Origin of the sequence: Microcoleus sp., from assembly GCF_041354475.1 — a bacterium.
Classification (GTDB): domain Bacteria; phylum Cyanobacteriota; class Cyanobacteriia; order Cyanobacteriales; family Microcoleaceae; genus Microcoleus.
This window is the reverse complement of sequence record NZ_JBGJZU010000100.1, coordinates 1-20,835: the sequence shown is the minus strand read 5'-3', so window position 1 is coordinate 20,835 and position 20,835 is coordinate 1. Positions and strand designations below refer to the sequence as shown.

23 protein-coding genes and 1 pseudogene are annotated in these 20,835 nt (G+C 45.3%); 4 read left to right on the top strand and 20 right to left on the bottom strand.

What is annotated here, in order from left to right:
- Positions 1–172: 172 nt before the first annotated feature.
- A complete protein-coding gene (locus ACBR23_RS25730) occupies positions 173–1,573 on the bottom strand; it encodes an LCP family protein (RefSeq protein ID WP_371120665.1) in 1,401 nt (466 codons plus the stop codon).
- Between the two features lie 105 nt (positions 1,574–1,678).
- Positions 1,679–2,053, bottom strand: a complete 375-nt coding sequence (locus tag ACBR23_RS25725; RefSeq protein ID WP_341735573.1) for a hypothetical protein — start codon at positions 2,051–2,053, stop codon at positions 1,679–1,681.
- Positions 2,054–2,172: 119 nt separating this feature from the next.
- On the opposite strand from ACBR23_RS25725, the gene rpe reads away from it, so the two are divergent.
- The gene (gene rpe, locus ACBR23_RS25720) at positions 2,173–2,874 is read left to right on the top strand and encodes a ribulose-phosphate 3-epimerase (protein ID WP_340523381.1); all 702 of its coding nucleotides are present in this window, start codon (positions 2,173–2,175) and stop codon (positions 2,872–2,874) included.
- Between the two features lie 233 nt (positions 2,875–3,107).
- On the opposite strand, the gene ACBR23_RS25715 is transcribed toward rpe, so the two are convergent.
- The 12 genes and pseudogenes from ACBR23_RS25715 to ACBR23_RS25660 all read right to left on the bottom strand — a co-directional run bounded on the left by ACBR23_RS25715 (position 3,108) and on the right by ACBR23_RS25660 (position 11,465).
- Positions 3,108–3,479 carry an after-VIT domain-containing protein gene (locus ACBR23_RS25715; RefSeq protein WP_371121027.1) on the bottom strand — a complete coding sequence of 124 codons (372 nt, stop codon included), beginning with the start codon at positions 3,477–3,479 and terminating at the stop codon, positions 3,108–3,110.
- Between the two features lie 234 nt (positions 3,480–3,713).
- Positions 3,714–4,031, bottom strand: a pseudogene (locus ACBR23_RS25710) (VWA domain-containing protein); the annotation flags it as partial.
- 400 nt (positions 4,032–4,431) lie between these two features.
- Positions 4,432–5,409 (bottom strand): MBL fold metallo-hydrolase, encoded by a 978-nt coding sequence (locus tag ACBR23_RS25705; RefSeq protein ID WP_371120663.1) that lies wholly within the window; start codon positions 5,407–5,409, stop codon positions 4,432–4,434.
- 189 nt (positions 5,410–5,598) lie between these two features.
- On the bottom strand, positions 5,599–5,673 hold the full coding sequence (locus ACBR23_RS25700; RefSeq protein WP_371114289.1) for a hypothetical protein: 75 nt from the start codon (positions 5,671–5,673) through the stop codon (positions 5,599–5,601).
- Between the two features lie 59 nt (positions 5,674–5,732).
- Complete coding sequence (locus ACBR23_RS25695) at positions 5,733–6,251, bottom strand: hypothetical protein (RefSeq protein ID WP_341735569.1); 519 nt, start codon at positions 6,249–6,251, stop codon at positions 5,733–5,735.
- A gap of 207 nt (positions 6,252–6,458) precedes the next feature.
- Complete coding sequence (locus tag ACBR23_RS25690; protein ID WP_341735568.1) at positions 6,459–6,782, bottom strand: YnfA family protein; 324 nt, start codon at positions 6,780–6,782, stop codon at positions 6,459–6,461.
- Positions 6,779–7,180 carry a P-II family nitrogen regulator gene (locus ACBR23_RS25685; protein ID WP_371120662.1) on the bottom strand — a complete coding sequence of 134 codons (402 nt, stop codon included), beginning with the start codon at positions 7,178–7,180 and terminating at the stop codon, positions 6,779–6,781. The genes ACBR23_RS25690 and ACBR23_RS25685 overlap by 4 nt, the downstream gene beginning before the upstream one ends.
- A gap of 16 nt (positions 7,181–7,196) precedes the next feature.
- Positions 7,197–8,759, bottom strand: a complete 1,563-nt coding sequence (locus ACBR23_RS25680; protein ID WP_371120661.1) for an APC family permease — start codon at positions 8,757–8,759, stop codon at positions 7,197–7,199.
- A gap of 318 nt (positions 8,760–9,077) precedes the next feature.
- Positions 9,078–9,860: a DsbA family protein gene (locus ACBR23_RS25675; RefSeq protein WP_371114278.1), complete on the bottom strand. Its 783-nt coding sequence runs from the start codon at positions 9,858–9,860 to the stop codon at positions 9,078–9,080.
- Between the two features lie 269 nt (positions 9,861–10,129).
- The gene (locus ACBR23_RS25670; RefSeq protein ID WP_371120660.1) at positions 10,130–10,642 is read right to left on the bottom strand and encodes a hypothetical protein; all 513 of its coding nucleotides are present in this window, start codon (positions 10,640–10,642) and stop codon (positions 10,130–10,132) included.
- Between the two features lie 113 nt (positions 10,643–10,755).
- Complete coding sequence (locus ACBR23_RS25665; RefSeq protein ID WP_341735563.1) at positions 10,756–11,199, bottom strand: hypothetical protein; 444 nt, start codon at positions 11,197–11,199, stop codon at positions 10,756–10,758.
- A gap of 77 nt (positions 11,200–11,276) precedes the next feature.
- Entirely contained in the window at positions 11,277–11,465 is a 189-nt protein-coding gene (locus tag ACBR23_RS25660) for a CsbD family protein (protein ID WP_341734733.1), read from the bottom strand.
- Between the two features lie 141 nt (positions 11,466–11,606).
- On the opposite strand from ACBR23_RS25660, the gene ACBR23_RS25655 reads away from it, so the two are divergent.
- Complete coding sequence (locus tag ACBR23_RS25655) at positions 11,607–11,744, top strand: hypothetical protein (protein WP_371121026.1); 138 nt, start codon at positions 11,607–11,609, stop codon at positions 11,742–11,744.
- Between the two features lie 39 nt (positions 11,745–11,783).
- Here the strand turns inward: ACBR23_RS25655 and ACBR23_RS25650 are convergent, their stop codons facing one another.
- Positions 11,784–11,987 carry a hypothetical protein gene (locus ACBR23_RS25650; RefSeq protein ID WP_371114276.1) on the bottom strand — a complete coding sequence of 68 codons (204 nt, stop codon included), beginning with the start codon at positions 11,985–11,987 and terminating at the stop codon, positions 11,784–11,786.
- 300 nt (positions 11,988–12,287) lie between these two features.
- Between ACBR23_RS25650 and urtA the strand changes: the two genes are divergently transcribed.
- Positions 12,288–15,209 (top strand): urea ABC transporter substrate-binding protein, encoded by a 2,922-nt coding sequence (urtA, locus tag ACBR23_RS25645; RefSeq protein ID WP_371120659.1) that lies wholly within the window; start codon positions 12,288–12,290, stop codon positions 15,207–15,209.
- A gap of 243 nt (positions 15,210–15,452) precedes the next feature.
- On the opposite strand, the gene ACBR23_RS25640 is transcribed toward urtA, so the two are convergent.
- The gene (locus ACBR23_RS25640; protein ID WP_371114274.1) at positions 15,453–15,926 is read right to left on the bottom strand and encodes a hypothetical protein; all 474 of its coding nucleotides are present in this window, start codon (positions 15,924–15,926) and stop codon (positions 15,453–15,455) included.
- 199 nt (positions 15,927–16,125) lie between these two features.
- On the opposite strand from ACBR23_RS25640, the gene uvrB reads away from it, so the two are divergent.
- Positions 16,126–18,138 carry an excinuclease ABC subunit UvrB gene (gene uvrB, locus ACBR23_RS25635; RefSeq protein ID WP_371114273.1) on the top strand — a complete coding sequence of 671 codons (2,013 nt, stop codon included), beginning with the start codon at positions 16,126–16,128 and terminating at the stop codon, positions 18,136–18,138.
- A 111-nt stretch (positions 18,139–18,249) separates the two neighbouring features.
- Here the strand turns inward: uvrB and ACBR23_RS25630 are convergent, their stop codons facing one another.
- The 4 genes from ACBR23_RS25630 to ACBR23_RS25615 all read right to left on the bottom strand — a co-directional run bounded on the left by ACBR23_RS25630 (position 18,250) and on the right by ACBR23_RS25615 (position 20,586).
- Positions 18,250–18,627 carry a type II toxin-antitoxin system PemK/MazF family toxin gene (locus tag ACBR23_RS25630; protein ID WP_371120658.1) on the bottom strand — a complete coding sequence of 126 codons (378 nt, stop codon included), beginning with the start codon at positions 18,625–18,627 and terminating at the stop codon, positions 18,250–18,252.
- Complete coding sequence (locus ACBR23_RS25625; RefSeq protein ID WP_341735556.1) at positions 18,620–19,033, bottom strand: hypothetical protein; 414 nt, start codon at positions 19,031–19,033, stop codon at positions 18,620–18,622. The genes ACBR23_RS25630 and ACBR23_RS25625 overlap by 8 nt, the downstream gene beginning before the upstream one ends.
- A gap of 88 nt (positions 19,034–19,121) precedes the next feature.
- Positions 19,122–19,469 (bottom strand): hypothetical protein, encoded by a 348-nt coding sequence (locus ACBR23_RS25620; RefSeq protein ID WP_371120657.1) that lies wholly within the window; start codon positions 19,467–19,469, stop codon positions 19,122–19,124.
- 589 nt (positions 19,470–20,058) lie between these two features.
- The gene (locus tag ACBR23_RS25615) at positions 20,059–20,586 is read right to left on the bottom strand and encodes a hypothetical protein (protein WP_371120656.1); all 528 of its coding nucleotides are present in this window, start codon (positions 20,584–20,586) and stop codon (positions 20,059–20,061) included.
- Positions 20,587–20,835: the final 249 nt, after the last annotated feature.

Sequence of the window (20,835 nt, the reverse complement as noted above, 5' to 3'; positions counted from 1 at the left end):
TGCAATTAGTTTACCACATTCAGGAACAGCATCCCTCTTTAGGTGCTTATTTAACAAATATTTACAATTACCAAGAAAATCAAAGCCGTCCTATAAGGACGGGGCTTTAGACCCTATTTCTTGGTAAAAAGGACACAGCACTGCTGTGTCCCTACAAATACCATGTTTAAAACTATCGGCCTGAGTGAGACTTTTTACTCAACCAATCCTTGCCCAATCTGATAGTCACATCCGATTGCAAAGAACCGGTACTCTCAACCAAAACATCCCCAAAACCCACAGACTGGCGAATCGCTTCCGCACCTTTAACATCCCCATCTTGAGCCACAAAAGTAGTGACATCCAAGGGTTCTGGCCAATCTTTATAAACCTGAACATTGCGATAGCCGGCGCGAGTCAAAGTCTTGACAAAATCTTCCACCGCAGCTTCATCGCCGGTACTATCTTGAATCGCCACTTTCAGAAAAGTCGCATCAGCATTCTCGATTTTCCAAGTATTTTGACCGAAGTCAAAATGTTCGGACACCAGAGTTTCGATCGCATTTTGATCGGGCAACCAGTAACTAGCCTTATAGTCCTTGGCATCGCTGAACTTACCGGGAACCATCAACATTTGCACGCTAGAGCGATCGGTTTTTGTCGCAAAACCAGCCAAAGCCACTAATTCCTCAACACTTAAATTTGTGTCAATATGAGATTGAATTACTGACAAAATTTTGGGCAATCGAGAAAGCAGACCGACATTAACTTCCTGTTCCACAAAAGCGCGCATCAACAATTGTTGGCGCTGCACTCTACCGATATCCCCCAAATTGTCGTGGCGATAAAGCAAATACTGTACGATTTGTTCGCCGTTTAGCTTCTGCTTACCAGCCTTTAAATCTATATATAAATGCTGGCTTTCATCGGTATATTTCATGTCTTTAGGGACATTAATTGTCAGGCCACCAAGGGCATCAACTAAGCTTTTTATGCCTTGAATATTGACGGTGACATAGCGGTCAATTCCCACACCGCCCAGGAGTCCACTAACCGATTTGGCTGAGGAAGCCGGACCGCCATAGTAATTAGCCTCGTTGATTTTCACCTCCCCTCTACCTTCAACATAGGTGCGGGTATCTCGCGGAATAGAAAGTACGCTTAACTTTTGATTTTGAGGGTCGAACCTAACCAGCAACATGGTGTCAGTTAACCCTTTAAAAGAGTTTTGCCACACATCGTATCCCTGTTCCTTGTCGGGATGGCCGTCAAGGTCGGAACTCAGAACCTTAAGTCCTAAAACTAAAATATTTACTGGGCGAGTGAGCTCTGGCATTTTCATGCTCAGCTTGGCCATATCCCCTTGAGAAAACACCGCCGCTTCTTCTGGGGTCAACTTCTGTTGCTGAAGCGGGGTTGTGGACAGAGAAACGGCTAACAGTGCTCCGGCTGTGGCTGAGAGCATGGCGACTCCAGCTAAACCAAAACCAAATCCCAGCCAACGGCCTCGATGAGGCGGGGCAGATTTTCTGGTTGAGGGATTGGTGGCTGGTTGTTTGGTAGGGTCTTGATTAGGAGTTTTTTGAGCTGGCACTGGCTTCCTCACACACAATAAGAATAAAAAAAGATAATGGCAATTTGTAGTATCAACCTGAAGAGGCAATCAATCAATACGGTAAGGGCGGAAAATAACCCTAAATTATGATAGATGTTTGCCGACCAATTTTTCGGCTACGTGGCTAATGCCGGGGAGCCAGAGTGGTTGGCGTCTCCAAAGGCGAAACATCAGACTGAGGCTGATGATGAAATAGCTGGTTGTCAACAGGCTACTCATTAATAACATGGGAAGTGTCCAAGATTCCGCAGAAATGGCTCCTGCTTCTAAAAAAATATGCCCTAACAGCCAACTTAAAGCCAGGGCAATGGCTAAACGGCTGACGGCTTTGTGTTCGGGGCTGCCCTGGTGGCGGTAAAGTTTCCACAGGGCAGGAAAAAAGCCGATGACGGGGATGAGTAGTACAAACAGACTTACTCGATCGAGTTCAGGATTTTCTAAGGGATCTCTGTTTTTCATATTTTTATCCACATTCGCAACTTAAAACTCAAAACAGCCAACTCAAAATTCCTCAGCCCCCAGACCCACATTTTGATAAACTGGATACAGCCAAGGAGACAGGAGAACAGACGAAAGCCATGACCAAATCCCAAAAACCGATCGTTATTGCTCCATCTATATTATCAGCCGATTTTAGCCGTCTTGGAGATGAGATTCAGGCGATCGACAAAGCCGGGGCTGACTGGATTCACGTAGATGTGATGGATGGTCGCTTTGTTCCTAATATTACGATCGGACCGCTGATTGTAGAAGCAATTCGCCCCGTGACTAAGAAACCTCTGGATGTCCACTTGATGATTGTGGAACCAGAAAAGTATGTTGAGGACTTTGCTAAGGCTGGTGCTGACATTATTTCCGTTCACGCCGAACACAATGCTTCGCCTCACTTGCACCGCACTCTCGGTCAAATTCGGGAATTGGGCAAAATGGCTGGTGTGGTTCTGAATCCTTCGACTCCTTTGGAGTTGATTGAGTACGTGCTGGAACTTTGCGATTTGGTGCTGATTATGAGCGTCAATCCGGGTTTTGGCGGCCAAAGTTTTATTCCGACTGTGTTGCCAAAAATTCGCCAGTTGCGCCAAATGTGCGATGAGAGAGGTCTCGATCCTTGGATTGAGGTGGATGGCGGTTTGAAGGTGGACAATACTTGGCAGGTTTTGGAAGCGGGCGCAAATGCTGTTGTCGCCGGTTCTGCCGTGTTTAAGGCGAAGGATTACGCAGGGGCGATCGAGGGTATCCGCAACAGTAAGCGCCCGACTCCTGAGTTGGCCGCTGTTTAATTCCAAAATGCGATCGTGTCCGTGAAGTTACCCATAAAAAAAGTGGTTTGCAATCAGGACTAATAGTCATGATTAAAAAATGGAAGAGCAAATTCTTCCATTTTTTTTGTGGGCGATCGATTAATATCGTTGACCGTTGCATCGGAATGATTTAACCTTACTAGAACACAGAGAACACAGAGAGAAATGAATAATTCCGATGAAGAGAGGAATTGATATAAAATTATGCTGTTTTACGATCGCACCCGCAATGTCAGGCGTACTGTATCCCCAATAGAGTGAGGAATACGCCAGCTAAAGAGCCATTTTTTAATTGTTTTGAGCAACTCCACATCCGCCAAAGTCGAAGCATCAGCATCCACAACTATTCGGCTGGCGCGCATTTTATCGAAGACAATTTCTAACACCAATTCGCCGTTTGTACCGGGCGGCACAGTCAGAGTTGCCAAGTGTTCGTTTAAACTATCGATCGCCTCTTCATCCAATCCCGTAGCGCTAACCACTTCTACGGGTGATGTACGGCGCGCCTTGGACGGTGCGATCTCTTCGATCTCTTCACAAACCATCTCCGCTTCGCTGCTCAATGATATCGTTTCCGGCTGCATCGGAATGATTTAACCGCAGAGAACACAGAGGACACAGAGGGAGAGAATAGAGATCTGAATCATTCAGATGCTACCGGATTTGATATGAGATGCCACGTTCAAATACTGCCGCTCCTCCTAGGGGGGCAAGAAATGAGCCAAAATTTCCACCACCTTTTAGGAAAGTTCGATTCACGGGTTTAACAACTAGGCTTGCAAATACGCCCTCATATTCCACCGCTTCCGGCGTTGTTTTGATAGTTGCCGCACTTTGTCGGAAAAATCCAGAATCGAGAAAGTATCTCCTGGATTCAGCCCGTTAATAAATTGCCGCAACAATGCCTGACATTGCTGCAAAGGCGCTCCCGATTGCGAACCAGAAGTATCGACTAAAAATACGACATCTTTTGGCACAATTTCATCAGTTTTGTACTCGATCTGCGGCATCAAATAAACTGCAAAATGTCCACCGCGATCGTCCGCTTGAGTTAATACCGTCGATTGAGTTTTTAAACCCGCAATTTGATAGCGAACAATCAAATCTTTGTTGGGAATTGTATCTGCATTTCCCAACAGGTAGTCCTCCCTAGGTGAATAACAGTTGACAGTGGACACTTGACGGTTGGATTAAGGGAATTATATGAAATCCGGTAGCATCGTAATTATTCATCTCTCTTATCTCCCTCTGTCTTCTCTGCGTTCTAGTAAGGTTAAATCATTCTGATGCAACGGTCAACGATATCAACATTATTTTCTATTTTTTGTCCTATTTTTTGCGATTTCAATCAGGTGTGGTGTGGGCAACCAATTAAGGGCGCATTTTGCAGAGCCATGATGTAGCGACAATTACGCTAAGGGGCTTACTTTAGTTGTTACGAAAAAGGATCGTGTAGAGCATTTTGAGGTGGAGCGACAACCAACAATTGAGGATTTTGGAAAACTGTTTAAAAAACCTGAATTGTTAACAGCAGAATTAACTTTCAAATTGCCAGTTGACAGGTTGCCAATCAAATCCACCCCGATCGCGATCGCGCAAATATCCAATGCCGGGATAAGGAAAATGATAGGCAAACATTAACGTGCGATCGCGCGCAATTTTTTCCAGTACCGCTTGGCGAGTTGTGGCCGCCATCTCGCGATCGGCATCAAAAATCGGTTTCCAGCTTGGATTCCACAGGTTAATTGTATTAGTATGAACCGTATCGGCCGTATGTACCATCACCGCATTCCCCGATGCAATTCTAATCGCAACGTGACCGGGTGTATGACCGTAGGCAGGAATGGCTGTAAATCCCGGCAAAAACTCTTGGTTAACATCAAATTGAGTAACGCGATCGCGAATCAAACCTAACTGAGTTTTAGCAATCTCAATCATCTGCTTTTTCATCTCGGCCGGCCCCCCAAACTTGGGTAAATCCACCGAACTCCCCGTCCAAAAATTCCACTCTTGTTTGCCTATGAAATAGCGGGCATTAGGAAACGTTAACCCACTTTTGCCATTCAAACCACCCACATGATCGCCATGGGCGTGGGTCAAAATCACCGCAGTAATATCGCTCGGTTTAATCAGTGCCTGCTGCAAGTTGTCGATTAACTTGCCCACTGTTGCTCCATTCAACAAGCCACTGCCTGTATCGATTAAAACTTTGTTCTGTCCGGTATCCACCAACAGAACATTACAATCTAGGGTGAGCTTTTCCCCTTGAAAACCTTGCTGCAACACCCGATTAAACTCTTCTGGTGCGGCATTGCTAGCAAAGATGGCTGCCGGAACGCTCAATGTTCCATCGCTAATCGAAATCAGGTTGAAGTTTCCCAACTTAAATCGATAGATGCCAGTATTGCGGGGCATCATGGGTCGAGCAGTTTGTGCCCATAAATTGCCGGTGATAGGTAGAGCGAAAGAGGTGGCGATCGCCCCTGTGAGAAAAGTTCGACGAGAAATAGGCATAGTTACAAATACTCTCGTTCGAGTCAAGGATGGTACTAATTTTGACCGAATATTACCTCATAATACTACTTTGTTGATGTTATTTTACAATATTTAACATTTATCAATAAAATCGTTAATTTTTAACAACACATTGCAGGATATTTTGCCCGATCGCCGCGTGTTTGGGATTATTGACCAGCCCTGAATCTAGTCGATACCTAAGATAAATCGATCGCTCCCAGTACCTCCAATTAAAGTATCATTCCCCTCATCTCCAAACAGCCAATCGCACCAGCATTTTGTGTAGCTCGATTGCCGTTAAAGGTACGCAGGGATAAAGTTTAGACGATCGATTTTGCGAGTAAGTATTTAGCCCGATCGACCTCTTGTCCGCTTCCTTCGACGATTAGTAAAATGCTGCCCTGAGAAATCTGCTGCTGATAGGCTTTAGCTTGCTCTGAAGTCAGCCCCAATCCAATTAAAGCCCCCATCAATCCGCCCGCAGCCGTGCCAATGCCACCGCTCAACAGCGTAAAGCCGATCGCCCCAGACAACATGACTTGACCCACCCCTGGAAGCGCCAGGAGTCCCATTCCCAACATCAGCCCGGTAGCACCGCCAAGCCAATTGCCCAGAAACATTCCTTTCTTGAGTCCAGTTGCAGTCCCTGCGATCGCCCCCAACGAGTCACAGGGAAGATTTAAAGAATTTTGTCCTTCCTCGCAGCTAGGCCCCAGCAAGAACACCTGCGCCAATGGAAAGCCTGAAAAAACAAGACAATCGAGGGCTTGTCCGGCGTCTTCACGGCTAGAAAACGTTCCCAGGACTTGTCGCTGCTGGCTCAATATCGTATTAAACATGGCTAGATGCTAACAATTTAATTTTTTCTGTATCTTTCACTACTATTTTACATATTTTTGGAAAAAAGCAACCATGAAAAAATCTGATTGTTAGCAAAAATTGACAAAAAAGAGTCCGCAGGCTTAAGTTACCAGCGGGCTCTTAGTCTGCGGAGGCAGACTTCCTAGGACAAGAAGCGGTTTCAACCGCCGAATGATGCTAAGTAACTAACGGCGAGGTGCGTACATAATCACCAAAACACCAAGTAAAGCAATCCATCCTCCGAGTAAATCGTATTTATCAGGAGCAACGCGATCGACAATCCAGCCCCACAGAATCGACAGCACAATAAAAACACCACCGTAAGCTGCATACGCCCGCCCAAAAGTAGCCGGTTGTAGCGTTGGAACCACCCCGTAAACTCCCAAAATAACCACCCCAATTACAGCTAACCAAGGGCTTTTACCTTCCCGCAACCACAGCCAAAACAAATAGCCACCGCCAATTTCGCAAACTCCAGCTACTACAAAAAGCAACAAAGATTGAATCATTTATTTTTGCGCGAATCGCTCAGCGTTGCAGGTTCTTCGATTGTCAAAGCAGCTTCATTTTCTTCGCCGGTGCGAATGCGAATTGCTCGGCTTACCGGAATCACAAACAATTTACCATCTCCAACCGTTCCTGTTTTTGCCACTGTGACAATGGTATCGACAACCGCATCGACTTGATCCTCATTCACGACAATTTCTATTCTGACTTTGGGCAGAAAGTCCACCGTAAAAGGTTTGCCTTCCATATCTAAGAGCCCCAAAAAGGCAAGGGGTCTCCCTTTTTGGCGCCCGAATCCTTTTGCACCAGTGACAGTCATTCCCTGAATCCCTAGTTTGACTAAGGCTTCCTTGACGGAATCCAATTTACCAGGCTGGATAATGGCAAGAACTAATTGCATAGATTTCAATTACCTATCAAGATTTAGAGGAAGGGACGTTATCGCGCAGGGGATGATTCAGATCCGATGGCAAAAACAGGGGTTTGCCTTTGATTAAGCTGTCTCCAATCAGGTAAGCAAATCCTCCAACAAAGAAGGCGATCGAAATCCCGATCGCAGTTAAAGAATTAGTTTTGGCATTACCCACTCCAGTCAAACCGTAGTAGAAAATGCCGCAAACCATGAGTAAATTCGTGACTAAACCTAAGAAGGGAATCACAATTGTTTTGATTGGATTGTGTTCTTCATCTAGCAAATGGTCTAGGGTAGCAATCAGCGTCACTCCGCAGGTAATTCCGTAGAGCATAAACGTGCCGATGTTAGACACTAAGGTGACAATCGTGACGTTATCGACACTCTGGACTGCATAGGAACCAATCAAGGCTGAGAGTCCACTCAGAAAGTAAATCCCGATGTGAGGCGTGTTGTAGCGCCCGTGTAAAAAGCCGAATACGGCGGGCAATTCGCGATCGCTCCCCATGGCATAACTAATCCGAACACCCGTTGACAGCGACGATAGCGCCGTCCCGATCAATGCCATGACGACTGTGCTGGCGATCGTCACTTGCAGCAGAAATCCGTTGCCAAACAGCAGCGTATCCCCCAAAATTTTCGCTATATCGCCGATCGGCGCACCGGAGGATAATGCTGCTGCAAATCCTGTCACAGTTTTGCCGTCAACAGTTGCAGTGTATTGGTCGCCGATAAAAAAATTAGCAGCGAAATACTCAAAAAAATAGCATATACAAGCCTGAATAAATAAAGAGAGAATTACACCACGAGGAATATCACGCTGAGGATTAATAGCCTCGCCCGCCATCGCTGTTGCCGATTCAAATCCCACCAGTAAAAGAATAGCGATCGTCGCCTGATAAATCAATCCCGATAAATCGTGAGGAACCACAACGCTCAAGGCATTTGCGTGTTCGTAATTCACATTTGGATGACCCAATCGGTAAACAATCATCAACAATCCCAGGAAGGTGAGAGAGCTAATTTGGACAATGTTGATGATGATATTAATCAGCGTCGAACCGGTAACGCCCATGAGCGCAACACTGCCCACCAGCCCCGTGAAGATAAAGCAAATTAAGGCTTTGCTGAACCAATCCCCTGCAAAATCCGGGTTAAACAACTGGCCGATGTAAACGACCAGGGTTCCCATGAAGCTAATCATAATTCCGGGATACACCCAGTAATACAAGTGTGCTGCCCAGCCTGTGACAAACTTTGCCAAACGCGCCAAACGAAAGTGTTTGTGTTCTTCTTTTGCTAAGATTGCTGCTTCGGCATAGTAGTAGGAACTGCCCGCACCAGCTTCTGGGTAAGCTTTAGAAAGAGTTGCATAACAACTTGCTGTTAGTAGGGCAATACAGGTTGCAAGGGCGATCGCGGCCCACATATTTTTAGCGGAATCCGGCGGGGCTTGCAATTGATAAGTCGTCCACAGAAAAGCGCCGGGAGCAATCAACGCCATCGCGTTAATCGTAATTCCTACCAGTCCAAGAGTAGGCTTGAGTTGTCCATTGGAGTCTGTCATGGAATTTTGATTTTAGTATTGATCCCGCCTGTAACGGGGCTTGTGACCAAATTACTTTCGGTCATTTCGAGCTGTTACATCGGTCATAGTTTGCATATAAACCCTATGTTTAAGGTTAAAAATGTATAAATCTGTATCTTATAATACATGAAGTCGCTAAAAGTCCCGTTTGATTTCGCTATAAGCTGTTATTGTCTATGGTTGAGATGAAATATGGACTCGTTTGTTTATTGTTCCCAGGTTGGAGCCTGGGAACGCATCTTGAAAGGCTCTGCTGTGAGATTGGCACCCGAAAGTTTACCCCTTCCCCTTGTCTGACTATTTGGAGATACTAGCGAGAATGCTTTCCATTTCAGCAAGCTCGATCGCCCCTGAGAAGGTTTTGCCGTTCATGATAAAGAATGGAGTGCCTTCTATACCCAACTTTTGAGCTAGTTGCACGTCTTTCCCAATGGCGGCTTCGGCGGCGGGACTGTTGCGATCGCTGTTGAATTTATCTAATTTCAGATTGAGTTTTTGGGCGATAGATCCGTACAATTCCTCACCCAACTGTTTTTGTCCCTCAAACAAAGCATTGTAATATTCCCAGAATTTACCCTGCTGTTGGGCAGCCCAGGCTGCTTTGGCTGCTGGTAGGGCTTGAGGGTGAATGGAGGTCAAGGGAAAATGTTTGTAGGCTAAAGTAACTTTGTCCTGGTGTTTTGCCATAAACTGCTTGACAGTATCGTGAGCGCGGGCGCAAAACGGACATTGAAAATCGGAAAATTCTAACAGTACAATCTGTTGCGAGGTGGCACCGGTACTGGGAGAATCGCCGATGGCAGATTTAGGATTAGTTTTCATCTCCTGCAAAAATGACTGCTGCGCTGCTTTCAGAGTCTCTTGCTGTTGTTGCTGATATGCTTGTACCGATTCCAAAATTGCTTGCGGGTTTTCGCGGATGATTTGCAAGACTTGCTCTTTTAATTTGGGATCGACTGGATTTCCACCGGCTGACTGGGCGGGGGAACAACCGATGAATACGAGGCAAACTGCTAACAGTACACTAAAGCCCAGGGCTTGCTGGTGGCGGAGTTTTCGCCAAATAGAGGATATCTTCATCTTTTTTTTTGCTAATTCACGGCAAGACTTAATCCTACATTGCGAATTGGGAATTGAGCAGGGGGCATCGGGAATTGGGCATTGGGGATTGGGAATTGGGGATTGGGAATTGGGGATTGGGAATTGGGCATCTTCGGCTCAAAGCATTGCTTTTAGTAACACGAATTAAGGGGTAGAATTTGGTGATTTTGGTATAAAATATTAAAGGGCGATCGCACTGACGATCGCCCTTTATTGGCTTTAACTTTTAGGCTTGTTTGAAAACCCGACTATTTGCGGTTGTTGAGCCACTTAGCAGCAACTATTCCCAAAATACCAGCCACCACTGGATTTCCTAAAAACTTCATCAAACTCGGCTGTTCTGCCAATACTTCTCGGAAAATATCCGGGTGATTGTGATAGGTAAACGAGGCTAATTTGGTAACATCGTCAGCATTCATGCGGCTAGCGTGGTGAGTAGAAAGCCCTAGCTGTTGTTCCAAAGTGCGATCGTTCAATCCTCTCTTGCTCAATTGCTTGAAAAATTCCCGCGCCACGTCATCCCGTTCGTTTGGTTTAATTTGGGCGATCGCTTTTTGCAATTCCGGTTCCAATTGCGCCGGCGGCAAGGAGTCGTGATTCAGAGAATTACCAAATAATTGTTTCCGCTCAGCCGGCGAAGTTCGTTGAGCAAAATCGTCAAAATTTTCGTATTCTTCCCCGGATGTTTCTGGCATCATTTCTCGATCGCCACTTGCCAAATCGCTCATGATTTGACGTTTGTAATTATCGCTGCTACTCATCGTATTTTTTTCCCAATCTAGACAACATCTGTGTCTCACGTAGAGACTTTTTTGCCAATAATTAGCGGTAGATTAAACTACTGATTGGCAAGATTTGTAACTGACTAATTCGGTCAAGACTTGTATTCTATTTGATTTGATTGCTGGTCATACTTGGCAGTCAAAATCAGTTTTTTATCTGGCGCATACACCAAAACACTTACATCTTGATTAGGAAAATTCTTGTGAAAACCTTGTGCTAAAGATTTCGCCAAATCCTTGACTTCTGTAGGGCGGACTTGGGGGGTAATCACAACTCCCAGCTTGTTGTTGTCTCGCACGTAAGCATCTTGAACCAATCCCTTCGCCGTCTTTGTTACCCATTGACCAAAATCTTGACCTGCTGCGGTATTCCCCTGTTCTAGCTGCGCGTAATTACCCTGACTGCCACCAATGGCTACAGGTGTATTCATCGGTTTTTGAGCTGAAACGCTTGGGGTGCAAGCTGTGGTAAAACTGAGCACTAAAACCAAGAGTAGTCCAACAATTATTTTGCGACTTTGCTCAAATAAACTCACTTTTTTTTCCTCCTATTTAAAACAATTTTGAAGAGTTGAAAGGGTCTGAGATTGAGACCCTTTCACCAAACCAAATGTTACGCTTTGTCTATTACGTCTTTGACGGCATCTTTTGCGTCTTGGACTGCATGGCTGGTTTCAGCTTGTTTTTGCTTGGCTTTGCCTTCAGCTTTATCCTTGGGATCGCCAGTAACATTGCCAATAGTTTCTTGAGCTGCACCTTCGATGTTTTTGGCAGTTGCCTTTGCTCTATCTTCAATACTCATTGGTTTCTCCTTGTCTGTATTTAGCTTTACAGTTTCTACTTAAATTAATAATATTGATTGACTCTCTTATTTGCACTCCCTCTGTAGGTAGAAAGAAGTCCATCGATTTTTTTTGATTTTTGATGGGAAAATTGATGGAGGATGAATTCCCTGAAAATTCTCCTTCTAAATTTTGCACTCAAAAATAGGTGCGAGCAAGATACTCTCTTGCCCACACCTTCTGGCTTATTCCTGCTTGCTAACGCGGTTGCCGATCGCTTCGACTTCGTGACAGGATAAACCCACTCCTTGCACCTTCTGCCTGCTGCCTGCCTCATGCTATGTATGGTGAGGACATTCTTCATCGATTTTGTGCTGCATTTCTTCTTTCAACTGTTCCACAGCACGCATCGTGTTAGCATTGTCTTGTTTCTGTTGCCCAAGGGCTTTTTCGCTTTGCTCGGCGAGTAATTCCTGTTTGGATTTAGGTAAACTGACTTTGTTAATGCTGGCTGTGACAGTTGCGTTTTCTTCAGTATTCATTAGCATTCACCCTTTTGGTTGCCAAAAATATTTTAAATGTGTTTGTTGAAATCTAAGCATAGATTAATACTAAGAGAAATAAGGGGGTTGTCCATCTGTCTGAAGGGAGATTGGGGAAAAGGTGAGAGGGCGATCGACACTTGACCGTCCCTGGGGCAAAATACGAGCTAGTTACCGATGGAGAGCCTGTACCAATTGCAAACTTTTGTTGCGGTAGGGTTAAACAATTTACAAAATAACAGTTAGCATTCCGATCAACTCTCCCAAGATAGAACTAAAATTTATAAGTTAGTAAAATGTATGTCAAACCCTATGGGAGCAAGGAGCAGTAATCCCTTGAAAGCAGCCGTCCTCGATCGCCAGCCAATAAAAATAGGCGTGTTGCATTCGCTGACGGGCACCATGTCTGTCAGCGGAATTTCAGTTAAAGATGCGACGCTATTAGCTGTTGGGGAAATCAATGCCAGCGGAGGAGTTCTCGGACACCTGCTGGAAGCAGTTATCGAAGATGGCGCAAGCGATTTGCAAACTTTTGCTCAAAAAGCTAAGCAATTACTCCTAGAAGAAGGGGTGGCGGTAGTATTTGGATGCTGGACTTCGGCAAGTCGCAAAGCGGTACTTCCAGTGTTCGAGGAGTTCAATGGGTTGCTGTTTTATCCGTTACAGTACGAAGGACTCGAACAGTCTCGGCACATTTTCTACACTGGTGCTGCTCCCAATCAACAGATTGTACCTGGGGTGGATTACTTGCTGGGACTGTCGAAGCGGAAAATTTTTCTCCTGGGTTCGGATTATATTTTTCCGCGCACGGCAAATCAGATTGTGAAAGCTCAACTGGCGGCACTCTCCGGGGTGTTGGTGGGGGAAGTTTATCTGCCACTGGGTTCGAGGAATGTTGATGAGGCGATCGCCCATATTCTAGCAGTAAAACCCGATGCCATTCTGAACACTCTCAACGGCGATAGCAATGTGGCTTTTTTCCAAAAGCTGCGGGAAGCGGGAGTGACGGCGGATGAGTTGCCGGTGATGTCGGTAAGTGTAGCAGAGGAAGAAGTACGGGCGATCGGACCTGAAAACATTGCGGGCCATTTGGTAGTTTGGAACTATTTTCAAACAGTCGATACACCAGAAAATCGTGAATTTGTGAAAGCCTATAAAGAAAAATATGGGCAAGATCGAGTGACAGATGACCCCATCGAAGCTGCTTATTTGAGCGTTTATCTGTGGAAAAAAGCAGTAGAAAAAGCGGGTTCGATAGAAGTGACAAAAGTGAGGGAGGCTGCTAAAAATATTGAGTTTGCCGCACCCTCCGGCATGGTAAAAATAGATGCCAAAACCCAGCATACCTGGAAAACAGTGCGTATTGGGAAGGTGAGGTTAGATGGTCAAATTGAGGAGATTTGGAATTCTGGCGCATCGGTGAGTCCCGATCCTTTCCTCAAAAATTATCCTTGGGCGGCTGCACTGGTTTCCAAGCAGATATCGGTGGGAACTCGCGCTTCTTTGATCGGGCTGTTTACGATCTTGGTATTGGTAACTTGGATGGCCGTGGGCATCGGGTGGATCGGTGCTACGGAGATGCAAAACTATGTGCTGGCGATTAAATCAGCCTCAGTGGAGGGGGGAGTTTCTGACGAAGTAATGACGGTGCTAGTGCAGCAGACTTTGGGGGTGGTGAGCCGCACTCAGCGTTGGCTGATCGGGGCTTGGATTTTGAGTTCGATCGCCGGCGTAGTTGCTTTGGTGTCGGTTTCGGCACTGATTAGGAAGATTGGCTGGCTGCGAAAAACTGCGTCCATGATTGCCAGCGGTGATTTGACGGCTCGATCGCCGATTATTTCTAATGACGCGATCGGCGTGCTATCTTCTACTCTCAATACAATGGCACAGCAAATTAGCAGTTTGCTCAACGGCTTGGAAGTCCGTAGCCAGCAGCTAGAGGAACGTAGCCGGGAATTAGAAATCGCTAAGGACGCTGCCGAAGCCGCCAACCGGGCTAAAAGTACATTTTTGGCAAATATGACCCACGAATTGCGAACACCTTTAAATGCGATTCTCGGCTATAGTGAGTTGCTGCAAGAAGAGGCTCAGGAACTAGGCGAAGAAGATTTTGTGATGGATTTAGCCAGCATTAATATAGCAGGCAAGCAGTTGCTAGGTATTATTAGCGACATCCTGGATATTTCTAAAATTGAGGCGGGAAAGATGACTCTGTTTTTGGAGACTTTCTTGGTGTCAAATGTGGTGGAAGAAGTGGTAACTACTGTTAAACCCCTGGCGCTGAAAAATAGTAATACTCTGGTGGTGGATTGCCAGCCCAATCTGGGCACGATGCGGGCTGATTCTGCCAAAGTGCGGCAAGCGCTGCTGAATTTGGCTAGTAATGCTGCTAAGTTTACTAATCGTGGTCAAATTACGATTAGTGTTTGGAAGGAAGAAATGGCGGTTTTTCCTTGTCAAAATTCCGAGGAAAAACTCAATGTTGAGTCTAGGTTTCACCCGCAGTCGATCGTGTTTCAAGTCAGGGATACAGGCATTGGTATGACTGAGGATCAGATGATGAATCTGTTCGGGGCTTTTTCCCAAGCGGATGACTCTACTACTCGCAAGTACGGCGGTACTGGTTTGGGGCTAATCATTAGCAAGAAGTTTTGCCAGATGATGGGGGGTGATATTAGTGTTGAGAGCGAGTTTCAAAGCGGTTCTACTTTTACTATCCGGTTGCCGGTGGTAGTTAAAATCGAAACAGAAGCTGCGGGCGATCGAGAATTAGAAAATGAGTCTGATTTATATTCGGAAATAGATGTAGTAGAAGACGAAAACACGGAAGAAGTGAGAGCGGCTATTTCCCTAGAACCAAATTCTACAGTGCTGGTAATTGACGACGATCCAGACACACGGGATTTAATGACTCGCTGCTTGTCCAAACAGGGTTTTCAAGTGCATTCCTCCGCTAGCGGTGAAGGGGGGCTGCTGTTAGCTAAGGAGTTGCGGCCCGATGCGATTACTCTGGACGTCATGATGCCAAGCATGGATGGCTGGACGGTACTTTCTGCTTTGAAAGCAGACCCTGATTTGGCTGATATTCCGGTGATTATGATGACTTTTTTGGACGACAAAAATCAGGGTTTTAAGTTGGGGGCTGCGGAGTATTTGAGGAAGCCTTTTGATTACAAACGTTTTGCAGCTTTGTTGAATAAATATCAGCAACCAGCAAGTTAGTTGACTGTTAACGGTTGACTGTTGACTGTTGACTGTTGGCAATTGTTATATTAAATCCGGTTACACCGAAATAATATAGAGGAGACGGCTTTTGGAGTGTCCCTACCCAGATCAACTGTAGGGAAACGGCACTGCCGTCTCCTGGCTGTGAGTAATATTAATAATTCCGATGATACCGGATTTGATATAACTCATAAGCACTGTCAACAGTCAACGGACAACAGTCAACTGTCAACTAATAACTTAATCTAAAAATCCCATTAAAGTAGAGCTATCGTCAATGTCATTGGAGGCAATGGGGCGATTTCCACCCATTGTGGAGTAAACTTCGTCAATATGAAGATTGCTGACAGCAACAGGCCGCGCACCGGACATACTGAACATTTCACTGACTTGCATCGTGCTAGAGCCGATCGGGCGTCTCCCCAGTGTAGCAACCACTTCAAAGGTGCTGGCTTCTACGGGGCGGTTGCCGACAATGCCGTAGGTTTCGCTGATGTGTAGGGTGCTAGTGCCGATCGGGCGATGTCCCGATATCGAGACGATCTCGCTTACCGTAAAATCATTTGGACCGATCGGGCGATTGGGCAAGCCAGCAGGGAGATAGAGTTGAATTCCTGTTGCGTTGGCATCGCTGGCTACTGTCGCTTCGCTTTTGGAAGCTGCTTTACCACGACGGGCGATCGCATTACCTTTACCTTTGGGGCTGAGAGTCATAATTTTTTCCTGTTGAATTATTGGGCTTTTGATTGCTGGGTTCGGAAAGCGTCGGACTGGGACAACTGCTTTTCTAGGCTTTCTGCTTTCTATTTTGGTCAATGTTAAAATAGTATTATAAACTCTAACAAGTTTCTCAACTAAATTGCAAATTAATTGCATTTTTGTTAATATTTATTAGTAATAGCTACATTTTCCTATGGTAACTGCGGCAGCATCTTTTGAATTACAAGCGCCCTTTGAGCCTACGGGCGACCAACCGCAAGCGATCGCCCAACTGGTCAAAAGCATCCAAGCAGGCGATCGATTTCAAACCTTACTCGGTGCCACAGGTACAGGCAAAACCTTTTCGATTGCAGCGGTGATTGAAAAGATCGGCAAACCTACCTTAGTGCTCGCCCATAACAAAACCCTTGCCGCTCAACTTTGCAATGAACTGCGTAATTTTTTCCCCAACAATGCAGTCGAATATTTTGTTAGTTATTACGACTATTATCAACCAGAAGCATACATTGCCGTCAGCGATACTTACATTGAAAAAACCGCAGCAATTAACGACGAGATCGATATGTTGCGACACTCAGCCACGCGATCGCTCTTTGAACGCCGCGACGTCATAGTCGTAGCATCCATTAGCTGCATCTACGGTTTAGGAATGCCCGCCGAATACCTGAAAGCTGCTATCCCTTTGCGAGTAGGAATGGAAGTCGATCAGCGGCAAGTTTTGCGAGATTTAGTCAACGTCCAATACAGCCGCAATGACATAGATTTAGGTAGAGGCAAATTCCGCGTCAAAGGCGATGTCGTGGAAATTGGCCCCGCTTACGAAGACAGAATTATTCGCGTTGAATTTTTCGGTGATGAAATCGATGCTATTCGCTACATTGACCCAGTGACAGGTAAAATCATCCAAAGTACAGATGCTTTGAATATTTATCCAGCCCGCCACTTTGTCACGCCAAAAGAAAGATTAAATGAAGCTTGCACGGCAATTCAACAAGAACTAGAATTACGACTGCAAGAATTAGAATCAAATGGAAAATTATTAGAAGCACAACGACAAAAAGACCGCACTGGCTACGATTTGGAAATGCTGCGAGAAGTCGGTTATTGCAACGGAGTCGAGAATTATTCTCGCCATTTAGCAGGCAGAAATGCTGGGGAACCGCCGGAATGTTTGATTGATTATTTCCCCAAAGATTGGTTGTTAGTAATCGATGAATCCCACGTCACAGTCCCACAAATTCGGGGAATGTACAACGGCGATCAAGCGCGTAAAAAAACATTGATCGAACACGGATTCCGCTTGCCGAGTGCGGCGGATAATCGCCCTTTGAAAGCAGAGGAATTCTGGGAAAAAGCCAATCAGTGTATTTTTGTATCTGCAACGCCTGGGGATTGGGAAATCGAGATTTCTGAAGGAAGAGTTGCCGAACAGGTAATCCGCCCGACAGGAGTAGTCGATCCGACGATATTTGTGCGTCCGACGGCTGGACAAATTGATGATTTGTTGGGTGAAATCAATGAGAGAGTTCGTCTGAATGAGCGGGTTTTGGTGACTACTTTAACGAAGCGGATGGCGGAAGATTTAACTGAATATTTGCAGGAGAGGGCGATTAAAGTCCGGTATTTGCACTCGGAAATTCAGTCGATTCAACGCATCGAAATTATCCAAGATTTGCAGGATGGTAAGTTTGATGTTTTGATTGGGGTGAACTTGTTGCGGGAGGGTTTGGATTTACCGGAGGTGTCTCTAGTTGTCATTTTGGATGCGGATAAGGAGGGGTTTTTGCGATCGGGACGTTCTTTGATTCAAACTATTGGGCGGGCGGCGCGCCACATTCAGGGACAGGCTATTTTGTACGCGGATAATTTGACGGATAGTATGGTTAAGGCGATCGATGAAACCGATCGCCGTCGGGGAATCCAGTTGGCGTATAATAAGATGCACGGAATTACGCCACAGCCGATCGCGAAAAAGCGATCGAGTAATGCAATTCTGGCATTTTTGGATGTGTCGCGCAAGCTGAATTCTCAGCAGTTGGAGGAGGTTTACGAACACGCAAACGAGTTATCTTTGGATGAGATTCCTGAGTTGATTAAGCGGTTGGAAACTCAGATGAAGGAGGCGGCGAAGAAGTTGGAGTTTGAGGAGGCGGGTAAATTGCGCGATCGGATTAAGCATTTGCGGGATAAGTTATTGGGACATTAAACCCGGCGGTTGAAACCGCGTCCACACGAACAAAACCCGCCTTCGCGGGTTGAAGAATGGGCGGAGATTGTGCGATCGCATTAAGCATCTGCGCGATAAACTGTTAGGTCATTAAGGAATAATTGAAAAATTGAATAGAGCTTTCAGTCCATCTGCGATCGGCTGATACTCTTCAGGAGTTAAAGTGCCAAGATAGCGCGATACTCGTCGCATATCTACAGCACGTATTTGATCCAGCAATACTGTCGAGTCGGAAATGAGATTTCCCACTCCTGCCGGAAGACTTGGGTATAAGATGGGATTTTGTCCAGCCCAATTTCCTGATTGTCTGGTTATCGGCACAACAATTACCAGCGGAAAACGTATCGCACCTGTTTGACTGGGTATCCCGACTACTAAAGCAGGACGTTTTCCTTGCTGTTCGTGAAATGGAGGTATTTGAGGAGCGAAATCAACCAGTACAATATCCCGGAGGGTTATATTAGACACTGGATTTTTCGACCCCTTCTTCTTCAACAATAACGCAGCCTACCCCAGGTAGATAGCGCACGGCTTTACCAAGTGTCATGGGGTCTACATCTCCCCAATCATAGGGTGGAATTTCACCTTCTAGGTAAAGTTCGCGCCAAGTTGAGTTTTCCAACTCTTCGTCAGAAATATAAGGGAAAAGTATGAGCACTTCTCCAATACCGACAGGAAAACCATTGAGTTTGCTCAAGCCATCGATTACGGTAGCTAGAAGGGATAAGTCTATCTGGTGCAGATTTTCGGCTTTTTGGATCAGTTGGTAGATGGTTTCAGGATTGACTGTTTCGGGGATTACTTCTACCAAGCTGTCAGGGGTGAAACCTCGACTCTTAAGGTATTCAGCTAGTTGCAAACGAATTGTACTCATAGTTTTTGTGAGTAAAAATTTTTAGGCTAAAGTGCGATCGCCTTTTTCCATTATCCTATTTTTTGGATGGAAAGGGCGATCGTACTTTTTACCAGATTCCTAGTCTTTGGGCTGATTCGCGATCGTCACAATCTGCATTTGATGAACCATCGTTATCCCAGGCATTAGGCTGCCAATCACGTTCGCGCCTCAAGTCATCTATTTCTTGTTGCTGTTCAAGGACTTTTTGCTCAAAGGATTGGATAGTTTTATTCTTAGCTTTGATAGTTTCATCTTTTGCTTCGTTTTCCTCAAGCAGACTGCGGTTCCACTCCGCCAAAGCGCGGTTCCACTCCGCCAAAGCGCGGTTCGACTCCGCGAAAACACAGAGGGTTTTCTTAGCCCGCCGAAGGTTGGTGTACAACGACTCGCATTGTGGAGTATAATTATGGGACATATATTTCAAAAGTTAGGTGAACTTGTGGTGGTCTGAAGTTGAGATGTCAAACCACCGGGAGTTGTCTAGCTAAAGCAAGGCCTCTGTCTGAATCGTTACTTCAGGCGGGCCTTTTCCGTATCAGATATGATTTGCTATTGCAAAAACTACAAGACATTAAAGCGTTGTCTTTCTTACACTTGGCAATGTGAGGAAGTTTTGCTTGAGCTTGTATTTTAAGAATTTAACATTAGATTCGGTCCATTGTCAAGCGCTAAATAAGACCGTTTGTTTTCTTTATTACGGAGATTTAAACATTCGATTGCTGACCTCCGATGCCGCTTTAATCTAATACGCTTGAATAACCGCATATACGGGGCTATGGGTAAAGTGGATGCCAACTCAACCTCAATTTGCCGACATTCGATGCCGCTTTAATCTAATATGCTTGAATAGCCTGGTGTACCCGGTTATGGGTAAAGTGGATGCCAACTAAACCTAAATATCTATTAAGAATAGAGCGCCGATTGAATCGCTCGCGGGCAGACATGGTAATGGGTTTCAGAAATATATAAAAAAGGTCGATCGCCCAAAACACCACCCAAACCAACTACTTACTCAATACCGCAGCATCGGTACTGCTAGCAAAAGCCGGACGAATAAACTCCTCCTTCTCTTCCAACGTGATGTAACCCTTATCTACAGCTAGCTGCATCACTTCCTGAAGAAAACCTCTCAGCACATCTAATACGTGAGTGCGATCGAACTCAAAAACCTTTTCCCAGCCAGAAACTCCAAACTTGCTCAAAGTACAGCTAATGCGATCGTCCGTGGGTACTAACTTGATACTTAGCGTACAACTTTCAGCAAAATCTATTTCTATTGGCTTACCTTGTGACAGTTTTCTAATTTGTTCAGGCAGAGTATCGTCCAAAATCATACAGATATCAGGATCTAAAAATACCTGTATTCTCTCATCACCTATTTCTATTGATACTGTATGATCGTACTCAAAACAAAAACGCCGGATAGCTATTTCAAAATGAGTAAGTTCTCCCAATGGATCTTCAGGAGGAGCGGCGTAATTTTCTAAAAAACGTTCTCCTAATTTAAAATGAAAGTTTTGACTGTTATTCATACTCGCTCCTCCTATTTAATTATGAAAAATTTGAAATATTTACTACAGGATAACCATACTTAAGTGTGCCATCAGGATTTCTTTTTAATGGATTCAATTTAAATGCGTAGCAGCTTACAAGATACATAGGGCTTGCTGAATAATCGATCGCACTTGACGTCGCGAAAGGTTATTCGATGGCGCGATCGAGTAAAGTGCAAGATAAAGAGGTAGAATAGGTCAAAACCCGTGCATCACCACCTGCGATCG

What these genes read in the sequence shown, in the direction of transcription:
- ACBR23_RS25725 (WP_341735573.1), bottom strand. Translation starts at nt 2,053, where the DNA reads ATGAAAAACAGAGATCCCTTAGAAAATCCTGAACTCGATCGAGTAAGT.
- rpe (WP_340523381.1), top strand. Translation starts at nt 2,173, where the DNA reads ATGACCAAATCCCAAAAACCGATCGTTATTGCTCCATCTATATTATCA.
- ACBR23_RS25715 (WP_371121027.1), bottom strand. Translation starts at nt 3,479, where the DNA reads ATGCAGCCGGAAACGATATCATTGAGCAGCGAAGCGGAGATGGTTTGT.
- ACBR23_RS25705 (WP_371120663.1), bottom strand. Translation starts at nt 5,409, where the DNA reads ATGCCTATTTCTCGTCGAACTTTTCTCACAGGGGCGATCGCCACCTCT.
- ACBR23_RS25695 (WP_341735569.1), bottom strand. Translation starts at nt 6,251, where the DNA reads ATGTTTAATACGATATTGAGCCAGCAGCGACAAGTCCTGGGAACGTTT.
- ACBR23_RS25690 (WP_341735568.1), bottom strand. Translation starts at nt 6,782, where the DNA reads ATGATTCAATCTTTGTTGCTTTTTGTAGTAGCTGGAGTTTGCGAAATT.
- ACBR23_RS25685 (WP_371120662.1), bottom strand. Translation starts at nt 7,180, where the DNA reads ATGCAATTAGTTCTTGCCATTATCCAGCCTGGTAAATTGGATTCCGTC.
- ACBR23_RS25680 (WP_371120661.1), bottom strand. Translation starts at nt 8,759, where the DNA reads ATGACAGACTCCAATGGACAACTCAAGCCTACTCTTGGACTGGTAGGA.
- ACBR23_RS25675 (WP_371114278.1), bottom strand. Translation starts at nt 9,860, where the DNA reads ATGAAGATATCCTCTATTTGGCGAAAACTCCGCCACCAGCAAGCCCTG.
- ACBR23_RS25670 (WP_371120660.1), bottom strand. Translation starts at nt 10,642, where the DNA reads ATGAGTAGCAGCGATAATTACAAACGTCAAATCATGAGCGATTTGGCA.
- ACBR23_RS25660 (WP_341734733.1), bottom strand. Translation starts at nt 11,465, where the DNA reads ATGAGTATTGAAGATAGAGCAAAGGCAACTGCCAAAAACATCGAAGGT.
- ACBR23_RS25655 (WP_371121026.1), top strand. Translation starts at nt 11,607, where the DNA reads ATGAATTCCCTGAAAATTCTCCTTCTAAATTTTGCACTCAAAAATAGG.
- ACBR23_RS25650 (WP_371114276.1), bottom strand. Translation starts at nt 11,987, where the DNA reads ATGAATACTGAAGAAAACGCAACTGTCACAGCCAGCATTAACAAAGTC.
- urtA (WP_371120659.1), top strand. Translation starts at nt 12,288, where the DNA reads ATGTCAAACCCTATGGGAGCAAGGAGCAGTAATCCCTTGAAAGCAGCC.
- ACBR23_RS25640 (WP_371114274.1), bottom strand. Translation starts at nt 15,926, where the DNA reads ATGACTCTCAGCCCCAAAGGTAAAGGTAATGCGATCGCCCGTCGTGGT.
- uvrB (WP_371114273.1), top strand. Translation starts at nt 16,126, where the DNA reads ATGGTAACTGCGGCAGCATCTTTTGAATTACAAGCGCCCTTTGAGCCT.
- ACBR23_RS25625 (WP_341735556.1), bottom strand. Translation starts at nt 19,033, where the DNA reads ATGAGTACAATTCGTTTGCAACTAGCTGAATACCTTAAGAGTCGAGGT.
- ACBR23_RS25620 (WP_371120657.1), bottom strand. Translation starts at nt 19,469, where the DNA reads ATGTCCCATAATTATACTCCACAATGCGAGTCGTTGTACACCAACCTT.
- ACBR23_RS25615 (WP_371120656.1), bottom strand. Translation starts at nt 20,586, where the DNA reads ATGAATAACAGTCAAAACTTTCATTTTAAATTAGGAGAACGTTTTTTA.